Source organism: Candidatus Desulfolinea nitratireducens (assembly GCF_982879505.1).
Genome location: NZ_CEYOSI010000098.1, coordinates 1 through 11,969, shown reverse-complemented (window position 1 = coordinate 11,969; position 11,969 = coordinate 1). Strand labels below are relative to the sequence as shown.

The window sequence follows — 11,969 nt, the reverse complement described above, 5'->3', positions numbered from 1 at the left end:
GGGGAAGGGCATGATTTTCAACGCTTGCGGACACGCGTAGCGCAAAATCATGCAATGTTGAATTTCTTCGCGGAGCACCTTTTGGGGAAATGAGCAGCTCAGTTATATGCATTCTTGCACCTACGAATATTTCCAAAGTGACAAAGCTCCCTAAAACGTATCTCCGATCCGATGCTCGATCTGCTATGCCAGAACAGTCACAAGCTCAGCACGGTAGCAATCGTGTATACGGGTATAAGTTCCGTCCGATGTGATTTATACCTAACCTGGTAAGGTGTTTTTAGGGTCATGCCCAAACTGGGAACAAAAAAACTCAAGGTTATTGTCCCAACCATGCTCATGATGGGGAAAATAATTGCCAAAAAACATCTGAGTTATATGTATCCCTGCCCTTGTGGCTATAGTGGAGATTCCGAACGCGCTTGTACCTGCTCACACCAAACCGTGACCCGCTATCAAAAGAGGATTTCAGGTCCCATGCTCGATAGAATCGACATCCATATCGAAGTGCCACGAGTCGATTTTGAAAAATTATCCGATAATAGACGAGGGGAAACGTCGGATGAGATTCGTATTAGGATAGAGGCAGCACGCCAACGTCAACGCGAACGCTTCGCTGATCTCAATAACGGGGTGATGACCAATACCGATATGCGCGTCGCAGAAGTCCGTCAGTTTTGCGAATTAGATGATGCCGGTCAACAACTCATCAAAGCCGCAATGACCCAGCTTCAACTCTCCGCACGAGCCTATCACCGCATCCTTAAGTTGGCACGTACCATTGCAGATCTCGCTGGGGAGGAGAATATCCAATCCGCGCATCTGGCGGAGGCGTTGCAGTATAGACCCAAGGGGATGATGGTGTAGAAAAAAGCTAATTACTTGTGGGGAAATATCACGGAATTGATGTTCTTAGGGATATTACATTCGACAGTCGTGTTTCGTTGTAAACACTGTATAATCTTGTTATGACTATAAAGCAAGATGTTTTCTCAGAAGAGCGACGGACCAATATCCAGGAACGTATTATTGATATTGTTTCTTCTGTCCCGGTTCGAATAAAAATCTTTGGGATCATGACTTTGCCTTTGATAATTCTGGGAATTGCTTTGAATTATTGGGTGCGAACAGGATTATCGGATTGGCTTTCTTATCTGCTGTCTGATGAACGTGTTCAAGGGGCTATGGAAGCAGGAAGCCGCAGTGTTATTTTGGTAACGGCTTTAGCAGCAATCCTATCGATTCTTCTCACATTTTTGTTGATGCTTTCGTTGACACGGCCGCTCTTGGAGTTACGGCAGGTTGCTCAACGAGTTGTGGAAGGGGATTTAGATGTCCGCTCACGTATTCCAGCACGGGATGAAATTGGTCAGGTTGCCGAAGCAGTTAATCAGATGATCAATCACTTGGTTAGTAGTCAGCAGAAGTTAGAACGGACGAACCGGCGGTTGATGGTTCTTAATCGAATTGCTGTTGCTGCAGGCCGGGGGTTGGGGCTTGAAGAGCTTTTGGACATTTCATTGAAAACAGTGCTTGAAGAAATGAGTATTGAGAGCGGTTGGATCTTTTTGCAAGACCGCAGTAGTAGCAGTTTTTCATTAGCTTGTGCGAGAGGCTTGCCTGATGAGGTTGAAAGGCATCTTCATGATTCTGATTCGGGTTTTTGCAATTGTCAGAAAAATATTCTAACAGATGAAGAAAATGTACAAGTTAGCGTACATCATTGTGATTCACTTGAGAGTTTGGTTGCTCAATATGAAATCTCGACGCAATATGTAACTGTCCCTTTGGATTTGCGTGATCGGCGGATTGGAATGATCAATATGCTTTGCGCGCAAGATTACAGTTTGTCCGAAGCCGATATAGAGGTGCTTGGAACCATTGGAAAGCAGATATCTGATTTTATCGAGACCACTTGGTTACAAAAAAGCTTGCGCGACAAAGAAGCAGAACGACAGATGCTACTTAGTGCTCTGGTTAATGCGCAAGAAGGAGAACGGGCTCGTCTAGCAAGAGAATTGCATGATGATGCTGGGCAACAGCTAACGGGTTTGCTTGTCCGACTTAAAGCCCTTGAGAAGCAGATTCCTGACAGAGAAACTATAGAAACAGTCAGCAACCTTTGTCAAACAACATCAGAAACTATTGAGCGTGTCCGTTCGCTATCTCACCGTTTACGTCCGGCAGTTTTGGAAGAATTTGGTCTTGATGCTGCCCTAAAAAACCTAGCTGATGAAATGTTGCCTAATTCTGGCTTAGAATGTATATATAAGTTGTCGTTAGATGGGGAAAATTTACCATTTGAGATTGAAACCAACCTATATCGAATCGCGCAGGAAAGCTTGAGAAATATCATTAGCCATGCAGAAGCTAATCGTGTGAGCATTGAGCTGTCTCGTTTTCCCGATTCTGTAAACCTGCGAATTGAAGATGACGGGAGAGGCCTTGGTGTTCAACCTGTGGCTAATCAGCGTGGATTAGGTTTGATTAATATTCGAGAACGTACGGAGATGTTGGGAGGTTCTTTTGAGATCAAATCTGATGAAGGGAAGGGAACGTCCTTACAAGTTAGTATTCCTGTTCCTCTGGAGATTATCGTATGACTGAGAAAATACGTGTGTTGCTAGTGGATGATCATAAGGTTTTGAGGGATGGTTTGCGTGTCTTAATTGATGGGGAAAATGATTTAACGACAGTTGCTGAAGCAGGAACGGGAAAGGAAGCGATTCAGAGAACCATTGATCTTACTCCTGATGTAGTTGTTCTTGATATTGGTTTGCCAGATAGTAATGGTATTGATGTGGTTAGCGAGATCCGACGTCACGAGTTGTCCGCCCGTATAGTGATCCTTTCCATGTATGGTGATCGAGAATTAGTACTACGTGCTATTGAGGCTGGATGTGACGGTTTTGTTCCAAAATCCTCTGCGCATACAGATTTATTACAAGCGATTCGCACAGTTCATCAGGGAAAGCGTTTCTTGCATCCTGATGCAGCAACGGAAATGATCAACGGAATGTTAGCGAAACAGGATGAAAAGCGCTTGCTTTCTATGCTTTCTGAGCGTGAAATAGAAGTCTTGCGCTTGGTAGCAAGGGGTTATACCAGCAAGGAAATTGGAGATCAGCTTGCTCTGAGCCCTAAAACCGTCGATACCTATAGGCAAAGAGCCATGAGTAAGCTTGATCTGGATAGCCGTGCAGAGATTATAGATTTTGCACTTAAAGCTGGTCTTTTAAATGGCGACCATCCCTTAAAATAATATTTTTATTTACAGATAGAATAAAGTTTAGGTCCTGTCGGGAATACCCCTACACGTATATATATTTTTCCTGATAGTTTTATGATAATGCTTTTGTTACTATGATAATAGTAGGAATGTCAATTTTTATGGATCAAAACGATGACAGAGAAGCGAAAAAAAATTAGTAGACGAGATTTTCTAAAGTTAGCCGGATTATCTACATCGTCGCTTGCTGTTGGATCCTTTAGCCCCCCGACTCGTAAGAAATCTGTTTTGCCACATAGCAAAATAATCCTGGATGAAGCAGGGCGGATGAAGCGTCCATGGTGGGTGCGTGAGGTAGATAAACCAACTGTTGAAATTTCCTGGGAGAGCGTAAAGCGTTTTGACGCGCGAACAGCTGCACGTGGTTCGGGTTTCATCAATTATGTCGGACAAGAAGAAGTTAATCGCCTGACAAAAATTGCTGCTGGAAAAGAAAAGGAGCGTTTGCTACAAAAGGTCCCGGGCTATACATTAAAGGATCAAGCTCTTTCAGCAGCCCAGGCCAGTTCTTCATCATCGAAGCGCTCTTTTCTTGGATTGCAAAAGGCACAAACGCCCGAGGAACGTGGTGTTCCAACTTGGAAGGGGAGTTCAAGCGATGCAGCTCGTATCCTTAGGGTTGCTATGCGGCATTTTGGCGCAGCTACAGTTGGGTTTGTTGAACTCAACGAGCAAACGAAAAAGTTGATTTATTCTTACGACACCGATGGCAAAGAAATCGTTTTCGAGGATGTAGATATTGCCTATGAAACAACTGAGAAGCGTGTTATTCCTCACAAAGCAAAGTGGGTTATTGTCTATACTGTTCAGATGTCTGCTGATGCCCTTAAACGAGCCCCAACCGCAATTGCTGAACAAACGACAATTTTGTCTTATGGCCGTGCTTTGGATATTCAAATAAAAACCCAAGAGTTTATACGTGGATTAGGATATCAGTGTTTGGGGGAGGCGAATGTAAATGGCTTAGGAATTGCACCAGCTCTAGCTGTGATGGCTGGTTTGGGAGAGTTAGGGAGACATAATCGCGTGATAACACCGGAATTTGGTCCTATGGTGAGGATATTTAAAATGATTACCGATTTGCCGGTTACTACAGATAAACCAATTGATGCGGGGATTATGCAGTTCTGCAGTAGTTGTAAAAAGTGTGCAGAGACTTGCCCTGCTAGCGCATTAAGCCTTGACGACGAGCCAACTTGGGACGTTCAAGGGAAATGGAATAATTCTGGGCATAAGGCTTATTTTGAACACTCTCTTAAGTGCCGTACATATATGATGGAAGGGGCAGGCACGAATTGCAGTATATGTTTTTCTGTTTGCCCGTTTGCGAAAAAGAATAAGGTTTGGCTCCATAATTGGGTTAAGGGTGGTATTTCATCTTTCCCTACATTAGATGGGCTGCTGCGAAGCTTGGATGATGCTTTTAGTTATGGTGCTCAGAAAAGCCCCGAAGAGTGGTGGTGGTTGAATTTGCCTGAGTATGGGATTAATACAGAGCAGACCATCGATGAAGATTAATTGGTGTTCGTATGAGTGAAGACAAAGAATATTTCACAATCAAAATCGTTCGCCGACCTTGGTATGAATGGATACTGTGGGGGATATGGCTTTTCTTGGAAATCGTTTTTTTGCAGAGTGCCATTGCCAGCCATCAGGAATTAGAACAAAGAGCAGCCATGATTTATTGGCTAATAGTTGTAGTATTGTCACTTACAGGCTTTGTTTTTTGGATTATTCGGCGCTCTCGTCTACTGTAAGTTTTTTGTGCAAAATCAATGGGGGACAGAAAGTTTAAGCTTGTCAGAAAAAGCCCTACAAAAGAACAGGTTTTTCCCGCTATTCCAGACGGGTTGCTTTTGCTACCATAAGTGAGAACAGTCTTACCCTGTTTCGATTCATTTTGCCGTTGGAATTAAGGAAAATACATGAAGCGAGCTTTTAGCGCGATTAAAAAGTTTTTTTATCCAGCATCTGATGCTTCGCGTTGGGTAAAAATCATGCCATATTTGGTGCTAAGTATTCTTTTCTTACTTATGGTAATCACAAGCACTTATACTTGGGAGTATACGAACTCAACAGAGTTTTGCGGCTCTGCTTGTCATGGAATACATCCGGCAGAAAATATAGCCTATGAGGCATCTCCGCATGCTGAAGTCAAATGTGTTGAATGCCATATTGGTCGTGCTTTTGTTGGCAATCAGATCACACGAAAACTGGGGGATATCCAGCATGTTGTAGCGGCTGTTTCCAAAAATTATGAGTACCCATTGCATGTAAAGACATTAAGGCCTGCGCGAGAAGTATGCGAGCGTTGCCATAACCCGGATAAATTCTCTGACGATAGCCAGCGTGTCATCTACCATTACTCTCCTGACAAAGAGAATACCCTCTATCGAACTTACCTGATTCTGAAAACAGGGGGTGGGACTGTGCGAGAGGGTTTGGGGAAAGGGATCCACTGGCATACGCAAAACCAGGTTTTGTATTATCCAACGGATGGAAGCGAACAGGAAATTCCGTATGTAAAAGTGATTTACCCAGAAAGCGGAATTGTTAGCGAGTATGTTGACATCAGTTCTGATTTTGATCCTTACTCGATAGATGAAGCTGAACTAAAAGAAATGGATTGCATTACCTGTCATAATCGTATTTCACATACGATCCACCAACCTGAAAATGCCATTGACCTAGCCATATCTCGGGGAGTAATTTCCGTGAATATCCCTGGAATACGCCAAAATGCGGTGCGCCTACTGAGTAAGCCATACGAGTCGCAAGACGCTGCTTTGAGAGAGATGGATACGTTAGGAAATTATTACCGAGACACATACGCAGAGTTCTATCAAGAAAACTTGGAAAGCGTTGACCAAGCTATTGGCGTAATTAAAGAGATATACACACAAAGTATCTTCCCTGAACAAAAAGTGGATTGGGATACTTACGCGAGCAATATGGGGCACATGAATGATCCGGGATGTTTCCGCTGTCATGATGGTAAGCATTTTGACTTTGGTGGTTTTGCTGTTCGCATAGAATGCAATCTTTGTCACGCTGTCCCTGTGATTGCCGGGCCTGATGATCTTGTTACAGAAATTAATATTAGCCATGAACAACAACCAAATAGTCATCATAACGCCAACTGGATTGCTTTGCATCGGTATATGTACGATGAAGAAGATGAAAATGAAACTTGCAGCGAGTGCCATGACGTAACCAACTTTGGAGAAGCCAACAACACTTCGTTCTGTTCAAATTCGGCTTGCCACGGACTGGATTGGGAAGGGGTCAATTTTGAGATTGTGGACAATAGTGAAATCTTCGAAAAGCTAGTTCAGCAATTGCCGCATTTTCCAAAGACCTTAGACCTCTATGAAACATTTGTTACCCCGAGTTTGGACACCGTTCATTGGCAGGAGGTAGAGGATTTAGTTTGCGAAGATTGCCATGTGGACTGGCCTCCAGTTGGCCCTCCGCCAAACGATATTTGTCTGGAGTGTCATGGTGAAACTCAAGAAGGATTTGAAGAGTTGACGGCCGTCTACGAGCCTAACCCTCATGATGGACATTATGGCGAAGATACAACCTGTTCTTATTGTCATATCAATTTCGGTTCCGATGAAATTCCAGAATCGTGTAGCTATTGTCATGTTATGGAAGGCTATGAGTTGATTGAAGGTGTCACATCATCTGAGTAAGCCAAACAAAAGGAGATAAACCATGCCAAGCTTAGGACCAACAGAACTGATCATTATTCTTGTGATCGTATTGCTCATTTTTGGAGTGGGCAGAGTGAGCAAAATCGGTGGCGAATTAGGATCAGCGATTCGCGAGTTTCGCAGTAATTTTGCGGAAAAAGATGAAAAAGAAGCAGAAGAGCAACCTGCGGAATCAGCAAGTTAAAAACAAGGGAGAAGCATCGTTGAATAATGGATACTGATCAAAAGCAAAATAAGGACGATTTAAGGAAATCCCGGCGTGAACGCAGGATGCAATTCTGGGCGCATGTAGAGGAATTTCGCACACGCTTGGGGCGTGTCATCATCGGCTTACTAGTGACATTCTCTATTAGCTTGGCTTTCACGGAGCAGGTGCTGCAGATATTGTTGGATTACATGAATGCGGTCAAGCCCGTGGCTTTACATCCAACAGAATCGATTGTTGTCTATTTCCGTGTGGCGATGTTGTTGGGGGTAGTGCTGGTGATGCCATACTTGCTCTATCAAATACTGGCCTTCTTTTTACCAGGGCTAAAGCGTAGTGAGCGACGTATTTTGGTGACATCGGTGTTTGGGCTTGGATTCTTTTTTGCCCTCGGCGTAACTTTCGCCGCCTTTGTGATGGTCCCACTTGCGGTGGGATATTTGCAAGGCTTTATGAACGATCTGGTTCAACCAACATATTCGATAGATGGCTATATCAGCTTTGTTACAACAATTATGCTCAGCGCAGGCATTATCTTCGAGACACCGCTTTTGTTGGGGTTGATCGCCCGAATGGGTTTGGTAACAGCTAAGCAACTATCAAAAGGACGACGAGTTGCGTTGGTATCTATTGCTGTGTTAGCGGCAGTAGTGACGCCAACTCCTGATGCTTTTAATATGCTGTTGGTTATGGCGCCATTAGTGGTGCTTTATGAAGTTGGTATCTTTTTGGCTTGGCTGGCTGAACGTGCTCGACGTAAAGCATTGGCTATGGAAGCTGTGTGAGGTAAGCAATGAGATTTTTCAATTTGGGTGCAAGCGAACTTCTTTTGATTTTCTTATTTGCCATTTTGGTAGTTGGCCCAAAGGAAACTGTACGACTAGCAGGAAAAGCTAAAGAGGCAATCCGTGCAATGCAGGGAGTTTTCTCAGATATTTCCTCAGGCGTGGCCAACATTGCTGAAGAAGTATTTGACGAGACCAAGGATAAATCTTGAACTCGAGACAAAAGATGATCTATTCAAATTTTGGAGGAAGATAGAATGAAAACAAAAAGAAATATTTTTATCACCGTGCTGTTCCTTCTCACCTTGATGTTATCCGCCTGTGGAGGTGGCAGCAGTGGGAGCGATGAGATCATTATGGACGAACCTGTTCCCGCAGGGGCAGAAGATGCGATGGTCGTTGAGCTGGAATTCACAGTAGATGAGATTATTCCCAATACCGTCACTATCCCGGCAGGGCAAAAGGTACTGTTTGTTATTTATAACAGTGACACAAAAGAAGGTGATTTGAACGAAGACCATAATCTGGTTGCCCCCGACATCGGATTACAGGAAATGATCGTTATTCCTGGCCAGACCATTCGTCGCTTATGGACTGCTTACGATGTACCTGGCGAGTATCGTGCAGGCTGCACAATCCATTCATGGATTGATATGACGATTATTATCGAGTAGTTTTTTTAGCCACTTGTTAAGAAGAGTGGAAAGGAGGCGAAACAAGAAAAAATCACCAGGGGTTTTCTATGCAAGGGCGTAATTGCGTCCAATTGTGCTATTGCACATAAAGTCTAAACTTCGATCAGTGTACCTCTCCCCCGGATGGGAAGGTTCTTAGGCGAAGCCGGTGATCTTTAGCCATAATTGGCAAGTAAGTCCGGCGCTGTCCCGCAACTGTAAGATGGTGGCATAGTTTATTTGATGCTATGAAACTGTCAAGCCAGGTCGCCCACCTGATCGGTATTTCCACAGGCCTCGCGGAAGGGAGTGGGAACCCAACAATTCTTCATATGTAAGAAAGGAGAATGCGAAATGCCTGAAAGTTTAACACGACGAGAGTTCATGAAAGAACTCGGTAAATTAGGCGCAGTTGCCAGCTTGGCCCCCATGGTCGTTGCTGGTGAGCAAATGTCTGATAAGCCTTATAGCCTCAAGCGTCCGAGCTTCATCAAGGAAGTTGATGAACCAACGACAGAAATTCGCTGGGATGAAGTTAAGCGCATTGCTGAGGGAGAAGTAACAGCCCGCCGTTCGTTTTCAAAATATCTTAGCCAGGATCGACTCGATAAATTGACTGAGATTCGCACTGCCAATATGGATAAGTACATCAAGGAAGGCCGCGACGGCTATACCCTGAAGGACCATGCTTTGAAATCAGGTGCGGGTAAAGGTGGTGTGTCCAGGGTATTTATCCAGGATCCAGAAAAAGTCCAAACCCCCGAAAAACTGGGTGTTCCTAATTGGACTGGAACTCCGGAAGAAGCGACTATGATCGTTTCGGCTGCCCTGCGCCATTACGGTGCCGGCACGGTTGGCGTTACGGAACTGGATACCAACACCACCGAGAAGCTAATCTATGCCAAAGACCCTGATGGGAAAGAAATGCGCATTGAAGATGCGGACATGCCGGAAGAGGGTGAGGACTATCGTGTCATCCCCAAGAAAGCGCGTTGGATGATCACCTACACCGTGCAGATGTCCGAAGAGGCCATGATCCGCTGCCCAACGCATCTGGGCTCGCAAACCACCTCGTTAACATACCGTCGTTCACAAAATGTCCAGGAACGTGGTCAGTTCTTCCTGGGAGGCTTGGGATATATGGCTATGGGCGAATCATCCACCAATGCATTGGCCATTGCGCCGGCCTTTGGTGTAATGTCCGGGCTGGGCGAGCTCTCACGCTACAACCGCTTACTCACCCCTGAATATGGCTCCATGGTGCGTGTCTTCAAGATTCTCACCGACCTGCCAATGGCCCCTACGAAACCAATCGATGCCGGGTTGCTGGAGTACTGCAAGAACTGCACCAAGTGTGCTGATCACTGCCCCTCCAAGGCACTTAGCTTTGAAAAAGAGCCTACTTGGGAGACAGTTGGTGGCTGGAATAACCCGGGCCATAAAGCCTGGTTTGAAGATTCGGTCAAATGCCGCAGCTACTGGTACGAGACTGGCAATAACTGTGGTATCTGCTTCGCGGTCTGCCCCTTCGCGAGCAAGAATCTGGCATCCTTTAGCAAGGTGCGTGATTACATGGCCGCCACCGTGCCGGCTTTCGATGGCACGCTCAAGAAGATCGACGACCTGCTGTACACCCCGTACACAGAGTTTGGCAAACCGCAGAAGACGGCTGAATCCTGGTGGCATGAGAACCATCCGGACTACGGCATTCACACTGATCAAACCGTTCGCGAGACAAGCTAAGGAAAAGGAGGTTTTCCCATGTCTGTAACTTTATGGTTAATCTTAGGGGCGGTGGTTGCTCTTGGCTTTTACTTTGCTGCCACCAAAATGAAACTCACGTGGTATGAGTGGGTTCTGGCTGTGCTGGGGACCATCCTGATCCTGTTCGCTATCCAGAATTACAGTGCCTCTCAATTGGAACTTGAGCCGCGCGCTGCTGGACTCCTGCTGCTCATCTTTGGGCTGCCGGGCGTGATTTTGGCTGCTGTTGGCTTTGTTCTTCCATTCTTGCGAGCCAAGAAAGCCGCTTAGACCGGTTTTCTCCTGTTCGACGGGGGATGGGATAGCAATATCCCATCCCCATCAATTTAAGTGAAGTAGGTGTGAATATGCCTTATTATGAGTATCGTTGCCAAGCTTGTCATTCGCGTTTTGAGCTGATGCGTAGTATGGCACAGCGCGATGATCCGGGGCGGTGTCCGGAATGTGAAGGCGAACAAATTTCCCGTATGCTTTCAATGCCAGCAACTTTTTCCATGTCATCCGATGGAAATATGGTTCCAATAGGTACATCACCTTCTGCTTGTGGAAGTTGTACGGCGACATCCTGTGGCAGTTGCAGTGTTAATTAGTAATTTGAAATTATTAGGTAAAAAATTAACTGAAAGGATTCGGCCATGAAAAATTATCGGCAATTATTGAATCCCATATTATTTTTAATGGTGATTGCGTTGGTGTCGATCCCTGTTGTGGCTTTTGCAAAGCCATCCGTAACGACACGAGAAATTACATTACACGCACAAACTTTTGAATATACTCCGAGAACGATTCGCGTGAATCAAGGGGATCGCGTAAAAATAACCCTGATCGCTGATGATGTAACTCATGGCCTGGTTATAGAAACCTATGGGGTTGAAATCGAGGCAGAGCCAAGGCAAGATCCCGCTCCCAGTGTTGAATTTGTTGCCGATAAGACAGGTTTATTCCGTTACCGCTGTACTGTGGTTTGTGGTCCCTTGCACCCCTTTATGCAAGGGGAGCTGGTTGTTGAGCCTTATAGTAAGCTTCCAGTTGCTTGGGGATTGACATTTTTCGTTGCATTAGGTTCTGTTTTTTCTGTGCGGCGTTGGGGGAGTGACTCTGAAAAGGATCCACTGGGTAGTTGGCGGTTCGAGTTAACCCGTTTTAAATGGGTTGAATGGTTGTTTAAACAGCGCTGGTTCCAATTTGCTCTTTTTGTGCCCAACGTGTTCTTCTTTGCTGTGATTATGATAGCAGCATTTTTCGGGACACCGGTTGGTAATGCTAATTTTGCAATTATTTACGTTTGGATTGTTTGGTGGGCAGCCCTTAAATTTGTTTTCATTCCGCTTGGTGGGCGGTCGTGGTGTATGATGTGCCCCCTGCCCTTACCGGGTGAGTGGCTGGACCACCGTAGCTTTGTTAAAAAAGGACGTGAAAAGCCACTGAAGGTGGCTCGTAAAGGGTGGCCTAGAGCTCTGGATAATGCCTGGACAATGAATATTGGCTTTTTGAGCGTAGCACTCTTCAGTGCTATTATTCTGACGCGTCCATTGG

At 45.2% G+C, this 11,969-nt stretch carries 14 protein-coding genes and 1 riboswitch; all 14 genes read left to right on the top strand.

The features are described from left to right. Window positions 1-288 precede the first annotated feature (288 nt). The gene (locus tag AC3DOM_RS10000) at window positions 289-867 is read left to right on the top strand and encodes a magnesium chelatase subunit ChlI family protein (RefSeq protein WP_487918903.1); all 579 of its coding nucleotides are present in this window, start codon (window positions 289-291) and stop codon (window positions 865-867) included. Between the two features lie 101 nt (window positions 868-968). Then, window positions 969-2,603 (top strand): sensor histidine kinase, encoded by a 1,635-nt coding sequence (locus AC3DOM_RS09995; protein ID WP_487918902.1) that lies wholly within the window; start codon window positions 969-971, stop codon window positions 2,601-2,603. After that, entirely contained in the window at window positions 2,600-3,262 is a 663-nt protein-coding gene (locus AC3DOM_RS09990; protein WP_487918901.1) for a response regulator, read from the top strand. The genes AC3DOM_RS09995 and AC3DOM_RS09990 overlap by 4 nt, the downstream gene beginning before the upstream one ends. Window positions 3,263-3,403: 141 nt before the next feature. Next, complete coding sequence (locus AC3DOM_RS09985; protein ID WP_487918900.1) at window positions 3,404-4,807, top strand: reductive dehalogenase; 1,404 nt, start codon at window positions 3,404-3,406, stop codon at window positions 4,805-4,807. Between the two features lie 11 nt (window positions 4,808-4,818). Beyond that, on the top strand, window positions 4,819-5,046 hold the full coding sequence (locus AC3DOM_RS09980; protein ID WP_487918899.1) for a hypothetical protein: 228 nt from the start codon (window positions 4,819-4,821) through the stop codon (window positions 5,044-5,046). A 168-nt stretch (window positions 5,047-5,214) separates the two neighbouring features. Next, entirely contained in the window at window positions 5,215-6,984 is a 1,770-nt protein-coding gene (locus AC3DOM_RS09975) for a cytochrome c3 family protein (protein WP_487918898.1), read from the top strand. Window positions 6,985-7,006: 22 nt separating this feature from the next. After that, window positions 7,007-7,189 carry a twin-arginine translocase TatA/TatE family subunit gene (gene tatA / locus AC3DOM_RS09970; protein ID WP_487918897.1) on the top strand — a complete coding sequence of 61 codons (183 nt, stop codon included), beginning with the start codon at window positions 7,007-7,009 and terminating at the stop codon, window positions 7,187-7,189. A 26-nt stretch (window positions 7,190-7,215) separates the two neighbouring features. Next, window positions 7,216-7,995 (top strand): twin-arginine translocase subunit TatC, encoded by a 780-nt coding sequence (gene tatC, locus AC3DOM_RS09965; RefSeq protein WP_487918896.1) that lies wholly within the window; start codon window positions 7,216-7,218, stop codon window positions 7,993-7,995. An 8-nt stretch (window positions 7,996-8,003) separates the two neighbouring features. After that, window positions 8,004-8,207 carry a twin-arginine translocase TatA/TatE family subunit gene (locus AC3DOM_RS09960; protein ID WP_487918895.1) on the top strand — a complete coding sequence of 68 codons (204 nt, stop codon included), beginning with the start codon at window positions 8,004-8,006 and terminating at the stop codon, window positions 8,205-8,207. Window positions 8,208-8,252: 45 nt separating this feature from the next. Continuing rightward, window positions 8,253-8,669 (top strand): cupredoxin domain-containing protein, encoded by a 417-nt coding sequence (locus AC3DOM_RS09955; RefSeq protein WP_487918894.1) that lies wholly within the window; start codon window positions 8,253-8,255, stop codon window positions 8,667-8,669. A gap of 109 nt (window positions 8,670-8,778) precedes the next feature. Beyond that, window positions 8,779-8,962, top strand: a riboswitch (cobalamin riboswitch). Between the two features lie 61 nt (window positions 8,963-9,023). Beyond that, complete coding sequence (locus tag AC3DOM_RS09950; protein ID WP_487918893.1) at window positions 9,024-10,412, top strand: reductive dehalogenase; 1,389 nt, start codon at window positions 9,024-9,026, stop codon at window positions 10,410-10,412. 18 nt (window positions 10,413-10,430) lie between these two features. Next, window positions 10,431-10,703: a dehalogenase gene (locus AC3DOM_RS09945; RefSeq protein ID WP_487918892.1), complete on the top strand. Its 273-nt coding sequence runs from the start codon at window positions 10,431-10,433 to the stop codon at window positions 10,701-10,703. A gap of 77 nt (window positions 10,704-10,780) precedes the next feature. Beyond that, entirely contained in the window at window positions 10,781-11,023 is a 243-nt protein-coding gene (locus tag AC3DOM_RS09940; protein ID WP_487918891.1) for an FmdB family zinc ribbon protein, read from the top strand. Window positions 11,024-11,068: 45 nt separating this feature from the next. Beyond that, on the top strand, window positions 11,069-11,969 hold a 901-nt coding region (locus AC3DOM_RS09935; protein WP_487918890.1), incomplete at its 3' end, for a cupredoxin domain-containing protein.

Bases quoted from the DNA above. Each gene is read 5' to 3' on its own strand.
- AC3DOM_RS10000 (WP_487918903.1), top strand. From the start codon at position 289: ATGCCCAAACTGGGAACAAAAAAACTCAAGGTTATTGTCCCAACCATG.
- AC3DOM_RS09995 (WP_487918902.1), top strand. From the start codon at position 969: ATGACTATAAAGCAAGATGTTTTCTCAGAAGAGCGACGGACCAATATC.
- AC3DOM_RS09990 (WP_487918901.1), top strand. From the start codon at position 2,600: ATGACTGAGAAAATACGTGTGTTGCTAGTGGATGATCATAAGGTTTTG.
- AC3DOM_RS09985 (WP_487918900.1), top strand. From the start codon at position 3,404: ATGACAGAGAAGCGAAAAAAAATTAGTAGACGAGATTTTCTAAAGTTA.
- AC3DOM_RS09980 (WP_487918899.1), top strand. From the start codon at position 4,819: ATGAGTGAAGACAAAGAATATTTCACAATCAAAATCGTTCGCCGACCT.
- AC3DOM_RS09975 (WP_487918898.1), top strand. From the start codon at position 5,215: ATGAAGCGAGCTTTTAGCGCGATTAAAAAGTTTTTTTATCCAGCATCT.
- tatA (WP_487918897.1), top strand. From the start codon at position 7,007: ATGCCAAGCTTAGGACCAACAGAACTGATCATTATTCTTGTGATCGTA.
- tatC (WP_487918896.1), top strand. From the start codon at position 7,216: ATGGATACTGATCAAAAGCAAAATAAGGACGATTTAAGGAAATCCCGG.
- AC3DOM_RS09960 (WP_487918895.1), top strand. From the start codon at position 8,004: ATGAGATTTTTCAATTTGGGTGCAAGCGAACTTCTTTTGATTTTCTTA.
- AC3DOM_RS09955 (WP_487918894.1), top strand. From the start codon at position 8,253: ATGAAAACAAAAAGAAATATTTTTATCACCGTGCTGTTCCTTCTCACC.
- AC3DOM_RS09950 (WP_487918893.1), top strand. From the start codon at position 9,024: ATGCCTGAAAGTTTAACACGACGAGAGTTCATGAAAGAACTCGGTAAA.
- AC3DOM_RS09945 (WP_487918892.1), top strand. From the start codon at position 10,431: ATGTCTGTAACTTTATGGTTAATCTTAGGGGCGGTGGTTGCTCTTGGC.
- AC3DOM_RS09940 (WP_487918891.1), top strand. From the start codon at position 10,781: ATGCCTTATTATGAGTATCGTTGCCAAGCTTGTCATTCGCGTTTTGAG.